This is a genomic window from Sulfolobus sp. E5-1-F (assembly GCF_009601705.1).
Classification (GTDB): Archaea; Thermoproteota; Thermoprotei_A; order Sulfolobales; family Sulfolobaceae; genus Saccharolobus.
In genome coordinates, this window is sequence record NZ_CP045687.1 from 172,621 (window position 1) to 196,830 (window position 24,210).

General features: G+C 35.7%; 27 protein-coding genes and 4 pseudogenes. 18 read left to right on the forward strand and 13 right to left on the reverse strand.

Going from position 1 to position 24,210, the window contains the following annotated elements:
• Positions 1–138: 138 nt before the first annotated feature.
• Entirely contained in the window at positions 139–1,533 is a 1,395-nt protein-coding gene (locus GFS03_RS00880; RefSeq protein ID WP_153422072.1) for a SelD-related putative sulfur metabolism protein, read from the reverse strand.
• A gap of 142 nt (positions 1,534–1,675) precedes the next feature.
• Between GFS03_RS00880 and GFS03_RS00885 the strand changes: the two genes are divergently transcribed.
• Complete coding sequence (locus GFS03_RS00885) at positions 1,676–2,083, forward strand: rhodanese-like domain-containing protein (protein ID WP_153422073.1); 408 nt, start codon at positions 1,676–1,678, stop codon at positions 2,081–2,083.
• A 56-nt stretch (positions 2,084–2,139) separates the two neighbouring features.
• Positions 2,140–2,376 (forward strand): winged helix-turn-helix transcriptional regulator, encoded by a 237-nt coding sequence (locus GFS03_RS00890; protein WP_153424523.1) that lies wholly within the window; start codon positions 2,140–2,142, stop codon positions 2,374–2,376.
• Here the strand turns inward: GFS03_RS00890 and GFS03_RS00895 are convergent.
• The 9 genes from GFS03_RS00895 to GFS03_RS00935 all read right to left on the reverse strand — a co-directional run bounded on the left by GFS03_RS00895 (position 2,373) and on the right by GFS03_RS00935 (position 9,159).
• Positions 2,373–2,726, reverse strand: coding sequence for a hypothetical protein (locus tag GFS03_RS00895; protein WP_153422074.1), 354 nt, complete (start codon positions 2,724–2,726; stop codon positions 2,373–2,375). The genes GFS03_RS00890 and GFS03_RS00895 overlap by 4 nt on opposite strands.
• 69 nt (positions 2,727–2,795) lie before the next feature.
• The gene (locus GFS03_RS00900) at positions 2,796–3,920 is read right to left on the reverse strand and encodes a DUF1641 domain-containing protein (protein WP_153422075.1); all 1,125 of its coding nucleotides are present in this window, start codon (positions 3,918–3,920) and stop codon (positions 2,796–2,798) included.
• 2 nt (positions 3,921–3,922) lie between these two features.
• A complete protein-coding gene (locus tag GFS03_RS00905) occupies positions 3,923–4,303 on the reverse strand; it encodes a DsrE family protein (RefSeq protein ID WP_153422076.1) in 381 nt (126 codons plus the stop codon).
• A 1-nt stretch (position 4,304) separates the two neighbouring features.
• The gene (locus tag GFS03_RS00910) at positions 4,305–5,462 is read right to left on the reverse strand and encodes an NAD(P)/FAD-dependent oxidoreductase (RefSeq protein ID WP_153422077.1); all 1,158 of its coding nucleotides are present in this window, start codon (positions 5,460–5,462) and stop codon (positions 4,305–4,307) included.
• Positions 5,463–5,474: 12 nt separating this feature from the next.
• On the reverse strand, positions 5,475–5,708 hold the full coding sequence (locus GFS03_RS00915; RefSeq protein WP_153422078.1) for a sulfurtransferase TusA family protein: 234 nt from the start codon (positions 5,706–5,708) through the stop codon (positions 5,475–5,477).
• 171 nt (positions 5,709–5,879) lie between these two features.
• Positions 5,880–6,242 carry a hypothetical protein gene (locus GFS03_RS00920; RefSeq protein WP_153422079.1) on the reverse strand — a complete coding sequence of 121 codons (363 nt, stop codon included), beginning with the start codon at positions 6,240–6,242 and terminating at the stop codon, positions 5,880–5,882.
• 56 nt (positions 6,243–6,298) lie between these two features.
• The gene (locus tag GFS03_RS00925; RefSeq protein WP_153422080.1) at positions 6,299–7,606 is read right to left on the reverse strand and encodes a phenylacetate--CoA ligase family protein; all 1,308 of its coding nucleotides are present in this window, start codon (positions 7,604–7,606) and stop codon (positions 6,299–6,301) included.
• Positions 7,603–7,989: a Zn-ribbon domain-containing OB-fold protein gene (locus GFS03_RS00930; protein ID WP_153422081.1), complete on the reverse strand. Its 387-nt coding sequence runs from the start codon at positions 7,987–7,989 to the stop codon at positions 7,603–7,605. Before GFS03_RS00930 ends, GFS03_RS00925 begins: the two co-directional genes overlap by 4 nt.
• 6 nt (positions 7,990–7,995) lie before the next feature.
• Positions 7,996–9,159, reverse strand: a complete 1,164-nt coding sequence (locus GFS03_RS00935; RefSeq protein ID WP_153422082.1) for a thiolase domain-containing protein — start codon at positions 9,157–9,159, stop codon at positions 7,996–7,998.
• 61 nt (positions 9,160–9,220) lie between these two features.
• Here GFS03_RS00935 and GFS03_RS00940 point away from each other — a divergent pair, with 61 nt between their 5' ends.
• The 7 genes and pseudogenes from GFS03_RS00940 to GFS03_RS00970 form a co-directional block, all read left to right on the forward strand.
• On the forward strand, positions 9,221–10,018 hold the full coding sequence (locus GFS03_RS00940) for an enoyl-CoA hydratase/isomerase family protein (protein WP_153422083.1): 798 nt from the start codon (positions 9,221–9,223) through the stop codon (positions 10,016–10,018).
• Positions 10,005–10,754 carry an enoyl-CoA hydratase-related protein gene (locus GFS03_RS00945; RefSeq protein ID WP_153422084.1) on the forward strand — a complete coding sequence of 250 codons (750 nt, stop codon included), beginning with the start codon at positions 10,005–10,007 and terminating at the stop codon, positions 10,752–10,754. The genes GFS03_RS00940 and GFS03_RS00945 overlap by 14 nt, the downstream gene beginning before the upstream one ends.
• Entirely contained in the window at positions 10,755–11,135 is a 381-nt protein-coding gene (locus tag GFS03_RS00950; protein WP_153422085.1) for a hotdog fold thioesterase, read from the forward strand. It abuts the gene before it with no gap.
• Between the two features lie 96 nt (positions 11,136–11,231).
• Positions 11,232–12,242, forward strand: a complete 1,011-nt coding sequence (locus GFS03_RS00955; protein WP_153422086.1) for an aminobenzoate oxygenase — start codon at positions 11,232–11,234, stop codon at positions 12,240–12,242.
• Positions 12,243–12,284: 42 nt separating this feature from the next.
• Positions 12,285–13,235, forward strand: coding sequence for an AbrB/MazE/SpoVT family DNA-binding domain-containing protein (locus GFS03_RS00960; protein ID WP_153422087.1), 951 nt, complete (start codon positions 12,285–12,287; stop codon positions 13,233–13,235).
• Positions 13,236–13,373: 138 nt separating this feature from the next.
• Positions 13,374–13,574 (forward strand): annotated as a pseudogene (locus tag GFS03_RS00965) (hypothetical protein); the annotation flags it as partial.
• Positions 13,553–13,960, forward strand: a pseudogene (locus GFS03_RS00970) (ATP-binding cassette domain-containing protein); the annotation flags it as partial. The pseudogenes GFS03_RS00965 and GFS03_RS00970, both read left to right, overlap by 22 nt.
• Before the next feature lie 16 nt (positions 13,961–13,976).
• On the opposite strand, the gene GFS03_RS00975 reads toward GFS03_RS00970, so the two are convergent.
• A complete protein-coding gene (locus tag GFS03_RS00975) occupies positions 13,977–15,029 on the reverse strand; it encodes an ISNCY family transposase (RefSeq protein WP_153422088.1) in 1,053 nt (350 codons plus the stop codon).
• Between the two features lie 75 nt (positions 15,030–15,104).
• Here GFS03_RS00975 and GFS03_RS00980 point away from each other — a divergent pair.
• The 4 genes and pseudogenes from GFS03_RS00980 to GFS03_RS13805 form a co-directional block, all read left to right on the forward strand.
• A pseudogene (locus GFS03_RS00980) lies at positions 15,105–15,626 on the forward strand (ABC transporter ATP-binding protein); the annotation flags it as partial.
• Positions 15,619–16,590, forward strand: a complete 972-nt coding sequence (locus GFS03_RS00985) for an ABC transporter ATP-binding protein (protein ID WP_153422089.1) — start codon at positions 15,619–15,621, stop codon at positions 16,588–16,590. The pseudogene GFS03_RS00980 and the gene GFS03_RS00985, both read left to right, overlap by 8 nt.
• A gap of 254 nt (positions 16,591–16,844) precedes the next feature.
• Positions 16,845–17,795 carry an IS1 family transposase gene (locus GFS03_RS00995; RefSeq protein WP_167738472.1) on the forward strand — a complete coding sequence of 317 codons (951 nt, stop codon included), beginning with the start codon at positions 16,845–16,847 and terminating at the stop codon, positions 17,793–17,795.
• 126 nt (positions 17,796–17,921) lie between these two features.
• Positions 17,922–18,116: a hypothetical protein gene (locus tag GFS03_RS13805; RefSeq protein ID WP_409349259.1), complete on the forward strand. Its 195-nt coding sequence runs from the start codon at positions 17,922–17,924 to the stop codon at positions 18,114–18,116.
• 35 nt (positions 18,117–18,151) lie between these two features.
• Here the strand turns inward: GFS03_RS13805 and GFS03_RS01005 are convergent, their stop codons facing one another.
• Positions 18,152–18,622 (reverse strand): peroxiredoxin, encoded by a 471-nt coding sequence (locus GFS03_RS01005; protein ID WP_153422091.1) that lies wholly within the window; start codon positions 18,620–18,622, stop codon positions 18,152–18,154.
• Between the two features lie 57 nt (positions 18,623–18,679).
• On the reverse strand, positions 18,680–19,573 hold the full coding sequence (locus GFS03_RS01010; RefSeq protein WP_153422092.1) for a S1C family serine protease: 894 nt from the start codon (positions 19,571–19,573) through the stop codon (positions 18,680–18,682).
• Positions 19,574–19,794: 221 nt separating this feature from the next.
• On the opposite strand from GFS03_RS01010, the pseudogene GFS03_RS01015 reads away from it, so the two are divergent.
• The 5 genes and pseudogenes from GFS03_RS01015 to GFS03_RS01035 all read left to right on the forward strand — a co-directional run bounded on the left by GFS03_RS01015 (position 19,795) and on the right by GFS03_RS01035 (position 24,192).
• A pseudogene (locus GFS03_RS01015) lies at positions 19,795–20,547 on the forward strand (IS6 family transposase).
• Positions 20,548–20,612: 65 nt separating this feature from the next.
• A complete protein-coding gene (locus GFS03_RS01020) occupies positions 20,613–21,113 on the forward strand; it encodes a DUF4382 domain-containing protein (protein ID WP_153422093.1) in 501 nt (166 codons plus the stop codon).
• Positions 21,114–21,168: 55 nt separating this feature from the next.
• Positions 21,169–21,825, forward strand: a complete 657-nt coding sequence (locus GFS03_RS01025) for a DUF5752 family protein (RefSeq protein ID WP_153422094.1) — start codon at positions 21,169–21,171, stop codon at positions 21,823–21,825.
• Entirely contained in the window at positions 21,822–23,027 is a 1,206-nt protein-coding gene (locus tag GFS03_RS01030) for a glycosyltransferase (RefSeq protein WP_153422095.1), read from the forward strand. The genes GFS03_RS01025 and GFS03_RS01030 overlap by 4 nt, the downstream gene beginning before the upstream one ends.
• 100 nt (positions 23,028–23,127) lie before the next feature.
• Positions 23,128–24,192: a hypothetical protein gene (locus GFS03_RS01035; RefSeq protein WP_153422096.1), complete on the forward strand. Its 1,065-nt coding sequence runs from the start codon at positions 23,128–23,130 to the stop codon at positions 24,190–24,192.
• Positions 24,193–24,210 lie beyond the last annotated feature (18 nt).

Below are 24,210 nucleotides of genomic sequence, written 5' to 3' on the forward strand. Positions count from 1 at the left end.
AATAAAATGTTTCTTGTTTTTCTACGTCTGAGTCATAAGGAGAGTTCCAACATAAGAACTGATAATTAAACATTTTACATTAACATAGATAAAAAGGAGAAATATAATAAGTAAGAAATATTTCCATCCAGAAATGTTTCATTTTATTTTGAACTGCTTTAACACATTATTTCTATGAATATACTTCGTAATAGTTGGTGGGACTATAACACTACCGTTTCCTTTCCCTATAACCTTACCTATGATATGAGGTTCTTGTGACTTTCTCTTTAATTCATCGAAAATTTCATCAATAACTTTCTTATGAGCAAAAATAACTATGGCTCCATTTGTACCTGCAGTAGAATTCGGTATGATGAAATTCTCAGTGGCGAATTCATGTATATCCGGATCTATTACTGGAATATCAAACAACTCCACATCTACTTGTGCCTTTTCAGCAAATTCCTTTATTACAAATAATCCCGGACCAGTAACATCAGTAGTCATTGCGATATGAGAGTTTTCGTCAAATGAGCCTCCAAATGGTGGTAGATGATCATATATTATCTTCGCTACATCAGTATTAGGTTTCCTCATGTAAGTTAGGGCTTTTCTCTTAGCCTCTTCTACTCTCTGTATGGTAATCCCCCTAGCTTCCATATCTTCTATTAACTCAGGAACAGTTAACATCCACATAAAGACGTTTATTGGAGTTAATTCACCAACTGGTCTAGTCACTAAGATCTCCATATTCTCATTAACCCTATTGTAATATGTGGGCAATTCATGATCGGATTTACCTATTACAGTAGCTCCTATCATCAGCGTCTTAGAATTAGGTTGAATATCGCTTAGTAATTCAATTGAATATTGCCTAGAGTAATTTTCAGCATTTCTTAGTAATTGTTCCTTTAGGTCCTCCGTTGGAGCATCAACCACAGGGATCATTCTTAAATCTTGGAAAACACCTTTAGTGAAAAGGTCATTTAGAGAGTTGGAAATAGCAACATCAACCTGCATCTGAGATCCTGGATCATCCAACGGATCTACTATTTGAATAGTATCGTTATTTGCAACTGTGTACGATTTTTCCTTTTCACCATCTAGCCTAAATAGATCTAATACTGCTACTTCACCTTTGGGATTCGATGTAACTATTGAATGTCCTTTACCTATCGTAAGCTTTCTATTTGTCTTTATCGAAGTGTAAACATTCAGTAGGAACTCAGCGAATTTATCTGGACTACCCGCGGTCTCTTGATTCACTTGAATAAGACTAATAGCTCTATCAGCATCAAATTCTCCCCCGTTTATTATTCTCTTTATGTAAATTTTCTCTCTGCTTATGAAAATATCAGCGTCTTCTCTAGGTAATATTTCTATATTTCTTCTCATCAGTTCATCTCTTATCTTGTGTATAGCTGGATAGACTGTATCTATTAGATCTACTTTTACAGCGCAACCTGTAGCAAGGGATAGTGGATTCAATCCCATTTTTTTGTACTTATCTAAATTAACTCTAAATTTATCAATCAGCTTATCAATAGCCATCAGTTTAGCATATTCTCCTAAGAAAATAAAAAGTTAGCTATCATAATGTTTATGCATTTTTTGTAAATTTCATTTTAAATAAAAGTAGTTTTGCAAATCAAAAAATCCAATAAATTTAAATTCTCAATAAAAGGTTTAGATTATGATGCTAATAACTGAGAGAAGGTCTCCCTTTTATCCAAATATACAAGATGTACCACCATCAGTAATTAGAAAACTCACCAAGAACAAGGCAATTACACTAATTGATATTAGACAACCTTGGGAATACGAGGATCACCATATACCAGGGTCAATATTATTACCTTTGGATTACTTTGAAGAATTGTTTCCCCTAATATTAAATAATAAACACGTAGCAATTGTATGTGAGCACGCAAATAGGTCTACTTGGTTAGTTTATACTAAACCTTCCCTATTTAAAGAAGTAAAAGTTTACAATATGTTAGGTGGAATAGAATTATGGATGATGATGGGCTATGAAGTTGAAAAAGGGATGGATGAAAATGGCACACTATGGTATAAATTACTAACTAAAAATTTACGATAGAACTACTTTTTGCATATAGCGAAAGTCTTAAGAAATACGAATAAAAACATTAAATGATGGAAAGACTTCCGCCCTCAGCAAAGCTTGTATTAAAGGTTATATTGGAGAAGAAGGTAATTAGATTTAAAGAATTACAAGAGCAAACTAAATTACCCACACGTACATTAAGATATGCTCTAAGAGTACTTAGGGAAAAAGGCTTAATAAAAACATTACCTTGTTTAGATGATGCAAGAGAAAGAATGTATTCAGTATATGAGATAGACGAGTGCTATAAACTGTTTAACGATTAGAACTCTTCCATTTCTTCTGCGTACATTTCTTCTTCTAATTCTTCCTTAATGTTTTTCTTTATTTCCTCTAAATGTTCTAATACTTCCTTGAGATTTCCATATTTTGTAGGAATATACTTTAATCTACCGTATGACATCATATAAGAGCCTGGGCATAAGAACTTAGGGCCTACCACTATTGCATCGGCATTTAAATCTAAAATTACTGACATTGTAGCTTCCTTGCTGCCTACCCCAGGATTCTCATATTGTTCAACTTCCCTTTTCTCCTCATCAATGATTCCTATAATTTCCGCTTCATCGAGAGGTTTTAATTGTTGTGACCTATCATATGTTAAAACTATTCTCATACGCCTCTATTCCAAAGCATTTCTTAAATATTTTGTGATCAATAGATTTAGAAAAATTAGGAAAAAAATCTACTTAGTACTAAATTCCTTTCCAATAGCTCTAATTACAGTAAAGATAACTCCTAAACCTCTTTGAATTTCAGGGTCAGATAACAACCTAACGATACTTCCTAATGAAACTCGTGGTGGCGATTCTAAAGTCTTCTTTACCTCTTCGGAAGTGATAGCTCTCATTATCCTATACGGTACATTGCTAAGGGTTATCTCAAAGAAATCCATAGCCCTTGGGTAAACCTCTAAAAACTGAGATACATAAGTCGATAGATGAGTGATAGCTTCATCATTCAACATATCGCGTAATGTCTTTACTACATAGGCCATATCAAAGGCAACATCTAATGCTCCATTTCTATCCAATTCCTCTATTTTATTTAAAACGTTTTCTATAAGTCTCATTTTCTTCACAGTTGACTTTATGGACTTTAAAGTCTCATCGTCAATTTCTCTCATTATTTCTAATGAATTAGAAATATACCTTCCTAGATTCTGTATAGCATCATCGTTCAACATATCACGAAAACTCTTAACAACATAAGCAGAATTCATTAAAACGTCTAAGGTACCATCATTTTTCATATCTTCCAATCTCACTAAGAGATCATTAACAACACTAGATTTATCTAATAATGTCTTTACTGGCTCAGCCTTTTCAGTTATAAGCTTCATTATTTCTAATGAAGAAGAAACTGTAGAGGCTAGATTCTGTATAGCCTCATCGTTCAACATATCACGAAGCGTTCTTACTGTATATACCATGTTAATTAGTACATCAAAAGTCCCATCTTCTTTCAACATCTTCAATTTATTAATGAAGTCCACTAACACATCAGCGTTTTCCATAATCTCCATTGTATTTTCAAAGATTTTCGGCTTTGAGATAGCTTTGCCAAATTCTAAAAGCGAGGAAGCTATGTTACCTAGATTCTGTATAGCCTCATCGTTCAACATATCACGAAAACTCTTAACAACATAAGCAGAATTCACTATAGCATCCAACGCACCCGACTCCTTAAGTTCACTTACCTTTTTTAACGCTTCATTAAGGGCTGGAGTTAGGTCTATGAGTTCTGCTAATTCATCTATTTTCTTCTCATCGATTTTGGAAGCTAGCTTCTCAAGGTTGATAGTCTGCATGTTCACCACACAGAAATTATTTGCCCACCTTCAACATCCATACTAAATGTAGTTATGCCAGCTATTTCGTCTACTATATCGTTATAGTCATCTTTAGTATAACCAAACAATTTACTAGCATAAGAGCAAGCATATATCTTAACCTTACCGCTTTTCTTAGCTTTTCTAAATAAACTTATATAGTCTTCTTCCTTCTTTTCAATCATAGTTCTAGAGGAGATATCCTCACTCCTTACTTCTGGATTTTTAGTAAAACCCTTGACTGCATCCATAGTTAAAAAGACGTAAACTTCGTCTCCCATGGATGATACTATAACTGCAGTCATTGCAGCATATGTTAATCTTGAACGTTCATTTGAGCCCACTATGATCCCAGTTTTCATGTTAAACCACAGCTTTAGCTGTAACCGTCCAATACATCTTATTATACATTATCTTTCCCCACCAATGTATATATGAAGGTGGTGGTGGGCTCTCATTCATAGTATAGCTAAATCTTATATAGGTTGCTTGATCAGTACCAGTAGCTATATAACATAGAACGTCTCCTCCATAGTGCTTAACTCCAAGATTGCCCTTTATATCATTTGCAATATTGTGTGCAACAACATAAGATTCGAAATCTGCAGTTGAACCTGCCTTAGAAACTGGCAAGTCGGTAGCATCACCCATTACGTAAACATTTGAGTGATCCTTCATCCTAAGTGTAAATTTATCTGTTGGAACCCATCTCCTTCTATCACCTATTCCAGAGTCCTCAATAACCTTAGCACCCATATTAGGTGGTATGCCAATTAACATATCGAACTTTAACTTCTCACCTTCTTGTGATTCTATAACCTTGTTATTAGGATCTACACTGGTTACCGTAAATGGAGAGTGAACTTCTATTCCTCTTTGTTCAAATAATCTTAGCATAAACTTGTTTGTTATCGGTCTCCCAAATACTCCTTGCACAGGATATGTGTAAATTATTTTAGTCTTTTCCCTTATTCCTCTCTTTCTTAAATAATCTTCCAAAATTAATGTAACTTCCAATGGAGCTACTGGACATCTATGAGGTAATCTTGCGGTGTTAACAACAATTGTACCACCCTCAAATTTCTCTAATGCTTCCCTCATTTTAATGGCAGCATCATATTCGTATACCGTATGTGCTGCAGCCCTATAGCCAGGAATTTCATCCCATGTATATTCTACACCCGTAGTTATCACTAAGTAATCGTAGCTATGCGACACCCCATCCGCAGTTTGAACTGAGTGATTAGCAACATCTATTTTACTAATCGTGCCCTTCTCTCCATGTAGGAATTTGATTCTGGGATCCAGTAATTCGCTCTCTTTTCTGACTAGCTCACCTGGAGTTTCAAGACCAAAGCCAACTAATAGTTGCCCTGGTAAATAAATATGATCATCTGATTTATTTAATGCTACTATTTCGACATCTCCTTTATTAACTTCATGCTCTAACTTTTGAACCAATCTGTTTGCTACAATTGTACCCGCAATATTTCCTCCTGCTATTATAATCCTTTTAGCCATTTATCTCATCTCCTATTTGCTTATTAATAACACGTATTTACTACCTTCTTGAGATTCTTGAACGATCTTCAAACCCCTCTTCTTACTCCACAAAGTGATATCTTTCTTCGTTGCCTCATCACCCAAAATAACCTTAACAGCCTCACCATCTCTTAACTCATCAACAACACTAGACAACTCACCAATAGGTCCAGCACAAGAAGAACTCGTTAAATCAAGCTCCTTATATATCTTAAGACTACTCATCTTTTACACTCACCTACATTCTATGTTACATTCATACTTTATAAATATTACGTTTATTTCAACAATATATTTTTTCAAGAATGTTATTACTTAATTTAGTTATACCTAAAATTACAAATGTTTTAAATTTTAAGTATCTCTAGACTGTATATAATTATACACAAAACTACATTATGAAATTATAATCTGGAAATCTCTGTTAACCAAATCAGTTAAAGCGTAATGATGTTCCTCATCTCCAATCAATTTTATTGCGTTAGATAGTTTATCCCTAATGTTCAAATGAGGTGGAGAGGCACAATAGCCGCATGCACCTAATACAATGCCTTCTCTTAACGCTTTTTCATAGGCCGGTCTTAATCCCTTATAAGGACTTTCAGATATTGGTATTTTAGTACCTAATCCATCAAAATAAACGTAAACTTCGTGTCCTTCTTTCTTAAGCTCCATCGCGTAGTGTAAGGCATGAGCTGCCCTTATCGATTCGGATAAATTAGTTGGATCATCCATCATTACGAAAAGAAGCTTAGCCATATTTATTTTATATTCTACTAATTATTTTAAAATTAACTATCTTTGCTTATTGTAAATTACTCTTTAATAACTACCCTCTTAGATTTACCCTCAAATCTAGGCAATGTACCTAAATCTACAAGCTCCACTTCAGGCGTTACAAATGCTACTGTTCTAATTTCTTCTATCAGTTTTTCGACTAGCTTTTCTGATGGTTTTTCAGTTTCTACTTTAATTATTAATCTATGTTCTCTATTTGTCCTATCTACAACTATTTGAAACTCTTCTACTTCCTCGTGAGACATTAAAACATTAGCAATAGCAGTAGGGAATATCTTAACCCCTTTATAGAATATCACGTCATCTAATCTACCCTTTAACATTTTGATTTTAGGAAATGGTATTTCATCATCACTTTCAATAAGACTAGTAATATCTCTTGTCCTATATCGGATTAGTGGGACCGCCTCCTTACTAAGCGTAGTTATCACCATTTCCCCTTCTTCACCTTCAGAAACTCTCTCACCAGTCTCTGGGTCAATAATTTCAACCAAATAATGATCAGTCCATATATGTAACCATTCGTGATTATCCTCTGGACACTCTTGCGCAACTCCTGGTCCTAAAGCTTCGGTTAAACCATAAATTTCCAACGCTCTTCCTTTTCTAGCTTTTAGGCCTAGTTCCTCCTCAATTCTCTCTAACATTTCTTTTGTCATTGCCTCAGCACCGGGAATTGCTAACCTGAGTTGCAATTCCTTCTCAGCATCTATGTTGAGTTTACGCAGGGTTTCAGCAACTAGTAATTCGTAAGAGGGAGTGCCAGTTATTACAGTAGCTTTAAAATCCTTTAATGCTCTTGCTAACGCTTCGGTTCTACCAGTACTCCACGGTATTACCTTCGCGTTTATTCTCTGAATACCTTGATGCAAACCTATCCCACCAGTGAATAGTCCGTATCCATAAATGTTCATAACAATATCGTTCTTTGTAACTCCAGCAGTTACTAGACTTCTTCCCACGAGGTTTGTCCATACTTCAATGTCATTCCAAGTATAGGCGTTTACTGTAGGAATACCTGTAGTCCCAGATGTCATGTGCCATCCAACTAAACTCTCAAAAGGCACTGCTAAGAAATCACCACCATGTGGATAAGCATGTTTCCTTAAATCATCCTTAGTTGTAAAAGGAATTTTAACCAAATCTTCAGGGGTTTTTATATCTTCCTGCATTAATCCCCTTTCTTTAAACAATTTGTGATAGTATGGGGAATTCTCATAAACTCTCTTAATCAGAGCCCTAAGTCTAAACCTCTGAACTTCTTTAATCTCCTCTTTACTTAATACCTTGGGATCTACTTCGTTATAAGTTAACTTAAGGCTCATCCAACCACCTCACCAATTATCCTCATGTTATCCGTAGTTAGTCTTACCTTGCCACCTACCTTAGGCTGACCTTTAATCCATGCCATCAAATTTATTCCATCCTTTGTCCTTACTATTCCTATAATGTAGTCTTCATAATTTTCGAAACCCTGGGGTTTCTGCGACACAATGCTATATGTCATTATTTCACCCTCATTAGATATCCTAATCCACTCCATCTCGTTCTTGCCACAGTTATAACAATCCTTTTGAGGGGGGAAATAGACTGAACCGCAATTCTTACATTTAGTAGCTACGATTTCTCCTCGCTTAACGGCTTCAATAAATTCGTCAGGATACTTAATCTTATACTTTATCGACAAGGGTAGTGCATCTATTTGCATTCAAGATCACCTTCTTAGAATCATAACATACGCGAAATGACCAGTACCGCCTACATTGTGAACTAGCCCAATATACTTTTTAAGAGGTTGTTGCAATTTATCAGCTTCATCTCTCAATTGCTTAGTTATTTCGTAAATCATTGAAAGTCCAGTAGCTCCTAATGGATGTCCCTTTGCCTTTAGGCCACCAAACAAATTAACCCCTACTTTGCCTCCTTTCTCGCTTTGACCCTCCTCTACGAACTTACCTCCCTTCCCTTTTTCTGTAAAACCTAAATCCTCATATCCCATTATTTCAGCTATTGTAAATGCATCATGTACTGTAGCTACTTCTATATCATTAGGAGTTACCTTAGCCATCTCATAAGCTTGCCTTGCAGCCAACTGAGTTGCTCTAAAACCCACCCATTCTCCCCTTCTTGCAACATAGGCATAATCATTTGCATAACCAATTCCGGTTATCCAAACTGGAGAATCAATTTTCAATTCTTTCACTTTCTCCTCTGATGCAAAGATTGCAGTGGCGGAACCATCACTTATGGGACAAGAGTCAAGTAATTTTATTGGCCATGAGATTATTCTGGACTTGAGAACTTCTTCTACAGTGACAGGTTTTTGAAGGTGAGCTTTAGGGTTCATTGCGCCATATTTATGCGCTTTTACCGAAACTAGAGCCATCTGCTCTTCAGTCGTGCCATAGACTGCCATATGTCTTGTAGCATAAAGAGCGTAATATGTTGGGAAGGTGGTTCCATAAAAGTGGTATTCCCACTGATAATTACCCCCTCTACCGCCTATTGCTAAAGATGTAGAAGTGTCAACTTCAGTCATCTTATCAACTCCTACAGCCATTGCAATATCAACTAATCCTGAAGCTACAGCGGTATATGCAGATAATGCTGCGGCTAACCCTGTAGCACACATTGCCTCTACACGTAAGGGGACCTTGCCTGTCAGTCCAGAATATTCAGCAACAATTGGAGCAGGGTATAACTCTATACCCCTATAAGCAGTACTACCTACAACGACCATTCCTATATCACTTTGTGATAAACCACTATCATGTAATGCCTCCTTAATAGATTCCCAAGCTAGTTCTTGGACGGAAACGTCATCTCTTCTCCCGAATTTTGAATTACCTACTCCTATTACAGCAACTCTTCTTGCCATATTGGACTAACCAAGATTTCTTACAATACTAAACTATATAAACTTTTGTGAATAGTACTATATGCGGGTGAATTACATATATATGTATAGTACAGTACAAATAGAAGCTATAGAAAATATAGCAATTATAAAACTGAACAGACCGGATAAATTAAATGCAATTAATTTCCAAATGGTTGATGAATTGGTAGATGTTTTGAATAAGTTAGATAGTGATGACAAGACCAAGGTCGTAATAATAACAGGGAATGGGAAAGCATTTTCTGCTGGAGCAGATGTTAAAGAAATGCTGGAAACACCCCTCCAAGAGATAATGAAAAAGGGCCATATGCCATTATGGGAAAGATTAAGGACATTTAAAAAACCAGTGATAGCTGCGGTAAATGGTATTGCTGCTGGTGGTGGGCTAGAACTGGCAATGGCATGCGATATTATTATTGCTTCAGAATCTGCAAAATTAGGTCAACCTGAGATAAATTTAGGGATTATGCCAGGAGCTGGAGGAACACAGAGATTAACTAGGGTTTTAGGAAAGTATAAGGCTATGGAGCTAGTACTCACTGGGAAGCTAATTGACTCTAAAGAAGCAGAGAGATACGGATTAGTAAATAAGGTAGTACCAGATAATGCGTTAATGGATGAGACAATCAGATTAGCGAAGGCAATAGCTGAAAAACCAATAATCTCCCTAATGTTAGCCAAAGAGGCAGTTGTCAAAGCATGGGATACATTACTGCAACAAGGATTGGATTTCGAAAGAAGGAATTTCTATTTAGCTTTAAGCTCGGAGGAGGCTAAAGAAGGTATGAGAGCGTTTTTAGAAAAGAGAAAACCCAGGTGGGAGAATGATAAAAGTTGAAAATAAGGAAAGTTATGCAATCGTTATAATGAGTAGAGCTGATAAATTAAATGCATTAAACTTGCAAATGAGAAATGAATTGATATCAAAACTTAAGCAAATTAACGCGGATCCGAAAATTAGAACTGTAATAGTAACTGGAGAAGGAAGAGCATTCTGTGTGGGAGCTGATGTAAACGAGTTCGCTCCAGATTTTGCCATAGACTTACGGGAGACGTTTTATCCAATAATTAAAGAGATTCGGTTCTCAGATAAAATTTATATATCTGCAATAAATGGGGTAACAGCTGGAGCTTGTATCGGGATAAGCCTATCCACAGATTTTAAATTTGCCAGGCGTGATGTAAAATTCGTTACTGCATTTCAAAGACTCGGACTAGCTTCAGATACTGGAGTAGCATACTTCCTTTTGAAGTTAGCTAGAGATCAAAGAGCCTATGAGATCGCTGTCCTAGGTGGAGAATTTACTGCAGAAGAAGCCGAGAGATGGGGATTATTAAAGGTATCGGAAAATCCACTTCGTGATGCTGAGGAGATGGCTAATAGAATAAATAATGGACCATTTCTGTCATATCTTGCCGGAAAGAGAATGGCTAATCTAGTATTATATAATGATCTAGAAAGATTCCTAGAGTATGAATCTGCTATACAAGGTTATTTAGGTAAAACGAACGATTTCAAAGAAGGTATATTGTCGTTCAAAGAGAAAAGGGAGCCTAAATTTAAGGGAATTTAAATGCTGAAAGAGAGTCCTTTTCTTAAATTTCTCAACATAGGATTAGAGGAGATAAGGGAAGGCTATGCTAGAGTCTCTGGAGTAGTGACTAAAGATTTCCTAAACTCACATAACACTGCACATGGGTCGTTTATTTTCGCTATTGCTGATGCAGCTTTCGAATACGTTAGCAACTTTTCCCGTGATTCAGTAGCCTTACATATAGATATTGATTTTAGAAGACATGTAAAAGAAGGAGAAAAAATTATGGCAGAGGCATTTGAAGAGAGTGCAGGGAAAACTACTTCCTTATATAGAATAATTGTGAAAAATAAAGAGGGAAAGCTTGTAGCATACGTTACCGCTCTAGTTTTTCATCTTGATAATAAGAGAGAAAGTTAATTTCCGTCCTTTTATAGTACACTTATCTTCATTAATATATTAAAGTAGTTGGAAAAGCTTATATATTTGAAGCAATAACATATATATGGTGAACGCATGGATATAAATTATGATAATGATCCAATATATCCGGAGAATAATGTCTATCCACCGACATGGGAGTTTGATGATGAAAAGGCTATGAGACTTTATAGAAGAGCTAAAAAGGAGCAATGGGATGAGGAAGATCTAGATTGGAAAAAATATGAGGAAATTATATCTGGCCTTGACAGAAAACAGAGACTAGCGTTGGCCTATTGGTGGGCTCTATTATCTAACTTTGATAATGCTACACCAGTGTTCGCTTACGCACTAGTTAAAGCTAGTGAGAAAAGATTACCAGTAACTATCAAAGCCATCTTATCAACAATAACTTTTGATGAAAATAGACATAACGTATTGTGCGGATTTGCAATAGATAAGGCAATGAAAGGGTTTCCCTTTAATTTTAAGCCACAAGACGATTTGGAAAGAAAGGCTAAACTGAACGTCGAGTGGGTTTGGTGGAATGGTTCTAGATATTGGAAAGGTTATGTTGAAGCTTATAATAAATACACTCTAGACATTCTATTTACCTCATTTATGATGGGCGAAGCAGCAGCTACAACGGTATTTAGCGGAATGAAGGACAAGACCAAAATACCTACCTTTAAGGATGCCTTCAGAAATCTAACTGTAGATGAGACTAGACATTACGCTTTTACTCATCTGATATTAACTAATAGTTTAAATAGGATGAATGAGGAGAGGAAGATGTTTGTAACTAAACAGATGAGAGCCGGATTTGTCTTTCTATCTCTAATAACCTATAAAGCCCCTAAGGAATTCTGGAAATTACCTCCTTGGTATCAAGAAATACATGAAAAGATGGAGGAGTTAGCAATTGATGCTGGTTTAGGATTACCAACAATAGAGGAGAGAGAAAGAATTTGGAGAGAGGCAGTAGCGAGGGTTGCTAGCAACGTTAAGAGGTTTAACGTTAAGGTTCCATCAATGCCAGAGATTGGGATAAATGGGGACGAGGATATAGAATTAAAAGAAGACGATTTAGTAGCTGCGATATTCTAAATTCGCAAACCTTTTTATTAGGTCTTTAATTTTTATATATTAATGGAGAAGAATCTGAGGAGAAGAATTCAGAAGATCAAAGGTGGTAGCTATATAATAACGTTACCTCCAGAGTGGGTTAGGAGAAATAGCTTAGATGCTAAAAGTGAGGTCTTTGTTATAGAGAAAGATGGAGAACTATTAATAAAACCTAAAAGGGATTACATTACTAAGAAAACCATTGATCTTGATTTAATTGACTTAGAAACTACCAAATATTTAATAACAGTATACTACATGCAAGGTATTTCAGAAATAGAAATAACATCGAAGTCCGTAATACCAGCCTCTATAAAAGATGAGCTGAAAAATTTGCAATTATACCTACCAGGTTTAACGATTGAGAGTGAAAGTTTCAACTATATTACGTTCAGGGTTCATGATAATATTGGTACTAATCTGATTGAAGATATGAAAACTTTCTCCAGTAAATTACTAATACTACTAGAAGATCTTGCAAAGATAATTGAAAATCCTAACAAGGAGATGGCTATAGATTTGAAAAATAGAGCTGATGAGTTGAATAAATTATATAATTCAGTGATAAGAGAGATAGCCCTAATCTCACAAAAAGAAGAGGAATTCGAAATAAAAAATCTGCCTACAAGAGATTTAATACTTTATGCCATAGCAATGCGCGATATGGGAAGAATGCTATCTCATATTAAAACTGCGTCCCTAGCCGTAACTGAATGTACAAATACATCTAATAAAGACCTTAAGTTCATAATTAAAGCCATCGTGAATATGTTCAAGAGATCACAGGAAGTTTTCTTTGATAAAAATATAGATCACATAAGAGATATAAGGGAAAGTATGAAAGAAATAAACAAAATAGTCTATGGAAACGAAATAGAATGCAAAGAACTAGCAAGAGAATTAGCAAGAATTGCTAGTTACTGTGTAGCTCTAATGGATGATGGTGTACATAAAAGTGTTAAGATAATAGTATAAATACTTCTCTGTGATAAGATAAGTCAAACTTTAATTTGTAAAATCCTTTAATTACTATTTTAGAAAAGTCTACATATAACTAACTCACATTTCCATAAATCTTTTAAACATAAAGTGATAATCATGATGGGATTATAACTGTCTAGTCTCAAAGGTCTAACATTTTTATTAATAATGTTAACAGGCTTAATTCTGCCATCACTATTTTTCCTACAAACTTTAGCACAAACATCTATAACGATATCTCCCCCAAACTCTTCTGTACTTGTTGACGTATCACAAGTTAATCCACCAGATGCACTAGATCCCGCCACAGGATCTTATGTTCAAGATGGACCATATTAAGTGATGTAAATCTTGATATAGAAAAAGGGGAAATAGTAGGAATTGTTGAAGAAAGCGGTTCTGGGAAATCCACATTAGGTCACGCAATCTCCAGAATCTTACCTCCGAATGCGAGAATTCAAGGCGATATCATAATAGATGGAGTTAATTTAGCTAAGTTAAAAGATAACGATTTGCAGAAATATAGAGGAACATGGGTTTTCATGATATTTCAAAATCCATTAAACAGTCTAAACCCAGTAAAGAAGGTAGGTTCTCAGCTCCTAGAAGCTGTAAAAATTAGGCATCAAAGGGATGGAAAGAAGGTTGAAGAAGAAAGTTTAATGAAGGACGTTATTGAAGTTCTCAAAGACTTAAGATTGCCAGATCCTTATTCCATTTAGTACTTTATAGATTTTATCGTAGTCTGAATAGTTTCTTATAGTCAAAGAAGTATCCATAAACGTTTTTCAAGTACCTTGAGAGAGCCTTTACACCAAGGTGGGAACCGAGCTCATACTTCAAGATGTGGAGGAAGTTCACAACTAGGCCAACAAGCTTCATGTATCCGAGGATCTTGACTACGCTCTTGAACGAACTGCTCCTAAGGCCTAGGACCTTCAAATCCCTTATCATAGTTTCAACATCCCACCTATTCTCCCAAGTCGTTATTACCTCCTCAGAGGTCATGGTTAGATCGGTCGTGAAGAAGTACCTCCTCCCGCAACCTTTATAATTGTCAACTACAATTAATTTAATAGGAACGCCGAGGTACGTGACGGAGAACTCTCCCTCGGGGAACTCGGCGACCGGCACGGATCTACCTCCCTCGGTAACCCGCGCGCTCGCCTTGAGTTCCGAAACAACACCGGGCAGAAGAGTTCTCCCGTTCACGTACCACGAATCGAACGCTATTGAACTAACGTTAAGCCTCCTCCTCACTTTCTCTATCAGCTCAATTGCGATTTCGATCTTCGTTCTGAACTGGACTGGCTTCCCTTCTTGTTTCAAGATATTCACGACTTTTTGTGGTAGGTAGATCTCGAGGTGGATCAGGTAGACCTCGTTGGTTTCCAAGTCTCTTATTGTGGCTACAAGGATTTGGTGTGCTGGGATGTAGGTTTTATCCTTCCTGGAGTAGAAGAATTGGGTCATGTGACCTGAGACCCACGCGGCTTTAGCGTAGTATTTCTCGTTTAGTGTATCGTCTATTGAGAGCTGGACCTTGTGTTCCCCTACTAATTCCTTCACTACTTCGATTAGATCGACCTTAGCGACCTCCTCTAACTTCCTCAAGGCGTATTCGTAGTCAATTCCAGCCGTGGTGCACTTGGCCCTCATTGATCCATCCTCGATCAGAGATGCACCCAGTAACTTCTCTAGGGATTTACTGCCTAGCGTCTTCTTCACTTTCTCTAGGTACTTCCTTACCCTTGCAAATCTCCTGTTGAAGAGACTCGTTATTTTCATTGTTTAGTCTTGGTATTATCATCCTAAAAAGTTTTTAAGGTATTTCAAATTGACGTCATTTTCAGGAAACTACTATCCATTATTGACCGTTACCCTCACCAACTCTCAGGTGGACAGGTTCAGAGAATAGTTATTTCAATGGCTTTATTACTAAAGCCCAAATTGCTCATAGCTGATGAACCAACATCTGCATTAGACGTTACAATACAAGCGCAAGTAGTTAATCTATTTAAACAATTAAATAAGGAAATAAATACAAGTATCATTTTTATAACCCATGATATTTCCTTAGCTTATGTAGTATCGGATAGAATAGTAGTAATGTATGCTGGAAGAATTATGGAAGATGGAAAAGTTGAAGAAGTCTTAAAATCGCCTATGCACCCATATACACAAGGGTTAGTAGCGAGTATACCAACTGGAGATAAAACTCAAAAGTTAACTGCCATTCCGGACAATCCACCATCTTTTTTCGCGTTACCTACTGGGTGTAAGTTTAGTAATAGATGCATTAAAGTTTTTGACGTTTGTAGAAAGAAAGAGCCTAACATTATTGAGAAAAATGGAAGAAAAATAAGGTGTTGGTTATATGAGTGATAATATACTTTATAAGGCAACTAATATAAATAAATACTATCTTGCGAAGAAAAGAGGAATATTGGAATCATTATCAAGAGAACCTCCAATTTACGTTAGGGCATTAGATAATGTATCAGTAGAGATAAGAAAAAGCGAAGTCTTAGGTGTAGTGGGCGAAAGTGGTTCTGGCAAAACTACATTAGGCAAAGTACTAGCTACATTAGAAAAGCCTACTAGTGGAAACTTATTCTTTATGGGAATAGAGGTAAATGATCATAATGTAAACCTTATCAGAAAACGAATACATATGGTTTTTCAAAATCCTATGACATCCATAAATCCAAGAATGAAAGTTAAGGATATAGTTAAAGAAGCTATGAGGGAAAAAAGTGAAGAAAAAGTGAAGAAATTATTAGAAGAGGTTGGACTAGATTATAATTACGTAAAAGATAAGTATCCTAGAGAACTATCTGGTGGGCAGACACAGAGAGTAGCAATAGCGAGAGCGCTTGCTAAAGAGCCGGAATTTTTAATTCTAGATGAACCGACTTCAGCTTTAGATGCATCAGTACAGGCTCAAATTCTTAATCTACTCGTAGACTTACAAAAGGAAAGGAAACTAACATATCTCTTCATTACCCATAATATCGCGGTAGCTAGATACATCTCCGATAGAGTCATAATTATGTATGCGGGAAAAATTGTGGAAGAAGGAAATACAAAAGAAGTTATTTCGGAACCAATGCATCCATATACTCAATCATTGCTTAGCTCAGTACCAGAGTTGGGGAAGAAAGAGCTTAAACCGCCAAGCGGGGAAGTACCTAGCTTAATAAATCCGCCTAAAGGGTGTAGATTCAATCCTAGATGTCCTTTTGCTATGCCAATATGTAAAGAGAAGGAACCACCAATGGTGGAAATAAATGGAAGAAAAGTCTCTTGTTGGTTGTACGAAACCAACTGGAAGAAGGCTTCTGGTTGAAGGAACCATCATACTTGTGATTTTTTCTTTATTCTTGGAAATAACTAGCATAATTAATTATCTTATTTTCGTTGGAATATGGGGGAGTGTTCTCATGCAGTCATCTTATTCGATATCTAGCTGTAAAATTATATCAAGTTAGTAATTTTTATAATTACTCATCTTGATCTAGAGGTAACCGCGAAACTAGAACGTACAAAATAACTTAAGAAACTTTATGTGCGAGAACTGCGAGTTTTTTGAGGGTAAGCGACATGGATCTCGCAGTTCTCGCACAACTAATACTTTTGATTTTAAGAAATTTAAATCTTAAGCCAAGAAAGTACGCGCTAAAGGATATTGCACTAGCGTTAGCAGCATACTCCTTGGGAGTTCAGATCACGAAAATAGGAATCCCACCATCAACACTATACTACTACTTGAGGAAAGTGGGAATAAGAAGGAGAAGGGAGAAGAGACCAACATGCCCATCATGCAACTCCAACAGAGTAGTCAAGAACGGCTCATCCAGAGGGAAGGCAAAGTATAGATGCAAAGTGTGTGGAAGAACGTTTTACAACACGTTGAAGCACAGAATGAATAAGGAACAAAGGGAGAGAATCTTAAAGGAGTACTTGAACAGGATGAGCATGAGGGCAATATCAAGAGTTGAGGGAAAGCCATTAACTACGATCTACAGCCTAGTGAAGAGGATTGGAGCAAAGGCCTTCACGAGCTTAATAATATTGAGGGGGCAACTCAAGAGTTTCGTGGCCAAGTCTACAGTGTTTGACGAGTTCTGGACTTATCTTCGTGTTAGGCATGGGAAGGTTAGAGCGGATCTCTGGATTTGGACTGCTCTTTCTGATGGGATACCTTTCTACGAGTCTGGGGACAGAAGTTATGGGACTTTCCGTCTCCTCTTGAGCTGGTTACCTAGGAGTGGGGTAAATTATACTGATCACTACTGTGTTTATCAAGTTCTTGATAAGCGCGTAGCTAGTAAGAAGTACACTTACATTGTGGAGAGTCATAATTCTCGGTGTAGGTCTCATCTTGCTAGGTTAGCTAGGGATACTAGGGCTGTTAATAGGAGTCAGAGGATGGTGGAATATAGCTTGGCCTTGTTGAACGTTATGTATCCTCACGTGTTCTCAAGGGAGATAACGCCCTTAAACGAGACTTACTTGAGGGCAGTACAGTATATTAGAGATAATCTGATATAATTTTACTAACAGTTCTCGAATAAGATGACTGCATGAGAACACTCCCGAATATGGTATTCCACATTACTTATTATAATTGCTTGGTTCAAGAGTTATACTTACTGTATCTCGGAAAAAGAGATAATAATAAAATCACTATTAGGTAAAAAAATAATCAAAGTAGAAAATTTTAAAGAAAGCTTTGTATCACAAGGACCTATAGCAAAGAGATTGAAGTGTGGCTCAGTTTACATCATTTTAAATAACGGAAAGACCGCGATCTTATACGATATAAAAAATCCAGAAAAATTCTTCGAAAAAATTCAGAATTCCCGCCCTTAAATCATCACGTTGTCAGTACCTAGCCATAACATCACTTAAGATAGTTTAGATACGACATTTTTTATCTCATCGTAGTTTGGTTCCTTCGTTGGATCTTCGGAAACCCACTTATACCTTATTATACCATTTTTGTCAATTACAAATACTGATCTCTTAGCGAGTACATATCCCTTTAGGATTGGTAACTCTCCAGCTACACCATAAGCTTTTACAGCTTCCCTATTAAAATCACTAACAATAGTGAAATTTAGCTTATTTTGCTCCTTAAATGCTTTATTACTAAACGGCGGATCTACACTAATTCCTATAACTACTGCATTAACTTCATTAAATTTAGCAAGAGAGTCTCTAAAAGTACACATTTCTTTCGTACAAACTGAAGTAAACGCTGCTGGGTAAAATGCTAAAACCACTACTTTACCTTTAAAATCAGATGGTATTTTAACTTTTTTCAAATCTGTATCTACTAATTCCAATTCTGGAGCTTTCTCTCCTACTTCTACCATACAATAGGTTTAGTATGAGAAGATAAAAAACTCAACACTAAAAGACTTTTAAAAAATTTAAGTAGATATGCCAGGGACTGGTATCGAAAGATCAATCTCCTTGGAGTCTCTTAACACCTTTATATCAACTTGTGAACCAACCATCTCTTCTAGTGTAGCTAATAAATCTATAGGAGATTTAACTTCTTGATTATTGACTTTCAGTATAATGTCGCCCCTTCTTATACCATTTCTATACGCAGTTCCATTTGGATCTATGTTCATTACAAGTAGGCCACTTTGCCTCTTTACCCCTAAGTATGTTGCTAACGCTTTGTTCAACTTTATTACTCCAACCCCTACATAAGGCCTTACATATCTGCCAAACTTCATAACGTTTTTCACGAAACTATTAACAAGTTTGGAAGGAATTGCGAAACCTATATTCTGAGCCTCTCTTATCATCGCTGTAACAGTACCTACGACTTCACCTCTGGTATTTATAAGAGGACCTCCACTATTACCCGGATTAACAGCAGCATCTGTTTGAATTACATATATAGGAAGACCATTATGTGCCATTATAGTCCTTTCTTCACTGCTAATTATTCCCATGCTAACACTATATAAACCCAAAGGATTCCCCACTGCTAACACTATCTCTCCAGTCTTGTATTCTTTAGCCAGTTTCAGACTAGGTAAGTTTAGTGTAGTACTTAGCATCGCAAGATCGTGATATGGATTTATCGCAACTACTTGTGCTTCTTCCCTAAATCCATCTTCAGATATTACTAGTATCTCTTTTGCATTTGATATAACATGATAAGATGTTATCAGAATATTTTTCCCTATAGAGTAGCCAGATCCTATACCTTCAGCAACTTGAGGCATAAAGAACTGGTCTAGTGCAATTTGCTTTGTTATTATGGTGACCACTGATGGAGTTACCTTTTCCACTAAATCTTCATACATTGTATATGTTACGTTAGGCAAACTATTTATATTCTTTCACCTTCCGAGAAAATCGAAAAAGATACTTTAAAATATATAAATTGATGAAAACTTGCCATAGTCCTCATGATGAATCTTCTAGATTCTGAAATACCACTAGGTGGAACGAAAATAAAGAGTGTGGTCAACAATTTAATTAATTTGAAATTAATCGTATAAGTTGCTTCTATTATAGAAATAAATTGTTTTTATTTAGCGTAATACCTTTTTGGGTGAGCACGGGATTTTTATTGGTGAGCACATGCCTAATAGATGGAATATCCCCGTCTAGCCCAAGTTATTTTAATCCTAATGGGGTATAATATTAATCTTAAGCCAAGATTTCACGTTAGGGAGGAGGTCGCGTTAGGCTTAGCGAGTTATCTAGCTGGCTTATCCTCTTGGAGGACTACGTTACCACACTCCACCTTGTTGTACTATTACAAGAGGCTTGGTAGGGTTAGGTACGTTGTGTCCTTGAGTGGTCTTTACGCCATTGACGAGACTAAGGTTGTTTGCGTTAGGGGTAATTACTATTACGTTTGGATTATTAGGGATGTTGTGACTAAGGCTATTCCTTTCTTCATGGTCACTAGCTTGAGGAGTGGTTTTCACGTGTTAACATGAGGGGGATTGAGGAGATCGCGAGTAGGTACTTTAAGAGGGTTGATCGAGTGGTTTACTTGCATGATGGTTTACCAGCTTATAATGCATTTGACTGGTTTAATGTTGGGCACAAGTAGGTTACGTTTGGTAGGAGGGATTACGCTGAGCAAGGGTTTAGGACATTGAAGCATAGGCTCTCCTCTATGGACTTTCATTTCCCTTGGAGTTCAAATAGGTTAACGATTACGAGTTGGCTCTCTACCTTCTTCCTAATCTACAACATTCTTTATACTCAAGTGTATTTAGTGGATAGGGGAGTGATAATAAATGTAAATATTTCAAATGCATAAAATTGTTGACCACACTCAAAATAAACTCAAAAATCCTTTTAAGGTATCTAAACCACAGTAAACTTATGAGTAAGGGAATAATAGGTATCGTTATAGCGTTGTTAGTATTAGCTGGAGGAGTATACTACGGTTACTATTACTTTACTACTGGAGTTGTAAATGTATATATTCAAGATCCTCCAACTACCCAAGGAGTTAAAATATACTTAACTATCTCTTCCATTATGATACATAAAACTAACGCTAGCAACTACTCTTGGATAACAATTTCAAATAAGACAATCACTGTACTATTAACTTCTAATATAACATTTCTAGCATCTTCAAGAATACCTTCCGGGGAATACAATGAGATATTTCTAGAGATATCTGCTGCTCAAGTCCAACTTGGAAATATTAATATTTCAGCTAAAATACCCAGCGGAGTATTTAAAATACATATCATAAACGGTATGAATCTAAAAGGAGGCTCTTCACAATCGCTACTTATAAGCTTTCCTCATGTAACCTATGCTAATGGACAAATAATAATAAATCCTTCAATTACTGCTGAGGTTATGAGCTAAATTAAAATATAATTGGCAGATAGGTTAATATGCTGTAGATAAATAAATATATTTAATGATGGATCTAGACTCTAAAGGTAAAGGAAACCCTTTTATCTTTTACGCTGCTTATTATCCTCCACTTTATTCTAAACTTAAAGCTAAAACTTTAAGAGAATTAGTGGAGGGTATCAAGAAAGCTGATAAGTATACGTTATTTTACCACGTTTTTCATCCAATTTTTAGCTCCCACCTAATACCCGAAGAATATTCTAACGATTTTGCACACTGGATAGCTGAGAGTTTAGGAGATAAAGAGTTAGCGGAATTAGTTTCTGACATACCAGGTGCTGAGCCTAGAACCATAGAAGACATTAGAAATGATTTGATAGAAATCCTAGAACCCAGAGCAGATGAAAGAATGGGAATAAGAGAGTTTGTGTTTGTTTCATGCACACCAATAGTATACAAGACAAATTACATCGCAAACACTCTTGCCGAGTTCTTAGATTTAATACAAATAATACCCGCTAGGTCACTTGTTTGGCATTTCGTAAGTAAAAGGGTACTCGGAATTTCAAAGAGAAATGATTTTTCAGAATGGCTAGACTCTAATTTTGGACTCTCAGAACTAGCTGAGACCTTAAGTAAGATTGATCCACAAACCTATATTGAAGAAGAGGTGCTTAGGAGAGATATAATTAGAATATTAGAAAGGTGGTTATTAAGATGATAGAGAAATACGTAGAATTTATAGGAGAACATGAGCTTGATGCGATCTTTAAGATAGCGGAAAAGATAAAGGATCTATCAATACTCCATGTAAACTCTACTAAGGCAGGAGGAGGAGTAGCTGAGATATTAAACAGAATGTTACCATTAATGAAAGAATTAGGTCTCAATGTCGATTGGAAAGTAATAAAAGGAGATAATGAATTCTTTAACGTAACCAAATCTTTTCATAACTCACTACAAAATGGGACTGGGAATATACCAGAAGAATACTTTAAAATTTATGACAAATGGCAAGAGATAAACCTATCTGAAATTCCATTGGATTATGACATAATGTTTATACACGACCCACAGCCAGCAGGACTTATAAAATTCAAAAAAGGTAATAATAAGTGGATTTGGAGATGCCACATTGATATTTCAAATCCTTATCCACCGGTGTGGAACTTCCTACAGAAGTATATCTCACAATACGATAGCATGATAATCTCAGTTCCGTCATTTGGGAGAGATAATATTGAGATTCCGCAATTCATAGTTCCCCCATCAATAGACCCATTAAGTGTGAAGAATAGGGACATTCCTGAGACTACTGTATTTAGAATATTATATAAGTTTGGTATCAATGTTGAAAAGCCTTTAATAACTCAAGTATCGAGATTTGACTATGCTAAAGATCCTCTAGGTGTTATACAAGCATATAAGTTAGCCAGAAGACATGTAGATATACAGCTACTATACGTAGGAAGTCCAGCCACCGATGATCCGGAAGGTGAAAAGGTTTATAATGAGGTAGTTAAGGCTTCCAAAGGAGATAAAGATATACATCTTCTAATGTTACCGCCATACAGTGATTTAGAAATAAATGCATTTCAAACAGCATCTACTATAGTTATGCAGAAGTCTATAAAAGAAGGTTTTGGTCTAACTGTAAGTGAGGCAATGTGGAAGAGAAAACCAGTAATAGGAGGAAATACTGGTGGAATACCTTTACAAGTGATAAATGGAATTACTGGTTTCCTAGTCAATAGTGCACAAGGAGCAGCACACTACATAATATACTTAATTAGAAATGAGGAAATAAGGAAGAGACTTGGTATTAACGCTAGGGAACATGTAAGGAGAAATTTCCTCATAACTAGAGAATTAAGGGACTATCTAATGACAATAGCTTATGTGGCTAAAAGGTACGATACTTAATCTCCTTCTTGTTTTAATGAGCTAAGTTTGCCTCCTTTATATCGTAATATTATATGAAAAGATTTAGAAACCTTATAAACCTCTATTCTTATTTTATATAGTGCCAAGGTCTTCTGATGTCAGACTAACACCAGTTAGTGAAAGTCTTAGAGAAAGAGCTGAGATCATTATAAGGATGTATGATATAGAAGATGAGAAAGATTTCTACACTAATGCATTCATGAGTATAATGAACATAATGGAAAAGGACGAATCTTTATTGGGAGTAGACTTCTGCTTTCTTATCCCCTATATTCTAGTTCACGAGAACTTCTCGTTTATACATTCTTCGTATATAGAGGATAAAGGCGATTTGTATTCCAATGATGAAATTATAGAATATCTAATTAAAAAATATTTTAACTTTATAAATCCGATATATCTAAAACATTTCCTTGAATATTTAATTCCATCTACATATACCCCGTTAGTAATTAGGAATGGGAATAATTTAATCTATAAAATCAGTTTTAACAATATAAATAAAAGATTACGAGAATACGTAGAGAACTTTTTACAGACTATTGTTACAATATTGGATATAGGAAAAATAAATAGCAGCAAAGACACTCTAGAAATAGTCACACCATATCGATCTCTTATAGATTTTGTAAACCAAAATCATCATTTAGTGAGAGTTGAAAACAGTGTAATCAGCAAGAGAAACCAAATAATAACTAAATTCAATCTCAAAAATGATATTAAATCCGATAAATTTGTAAATGATTGGTCCCTCTATCAAATACTTACAATATATGATACTTTATTCAAAAATAACCTACTTTTATATAACATATTAGATAGACTAAATGATATTTACACCTTGTTCTTGGAACTGAGAAAGTCAGGTCATATTTTATTTCCCAATATAAGAGGAATCGAATATATCAATTATAGATTATTAGATAGGGAAATAATCAACAAAAACCTTGATATTTTTACCCTTCTTATTAGTCCTAAAATTAGATTAATAAAAATAAATAACCAAGAGCTTATTATTACTGGTTTAAATAATTTTGACCAGAACCTCTCTAATTTTATAAGATATGCTTTAAATGAAACAGAAATAGAAAAAGTTACTCATGGATACTTTAAAATAAAGACGAATGAGCGAATATTTTCATAACCGATATGCAAAACCCAT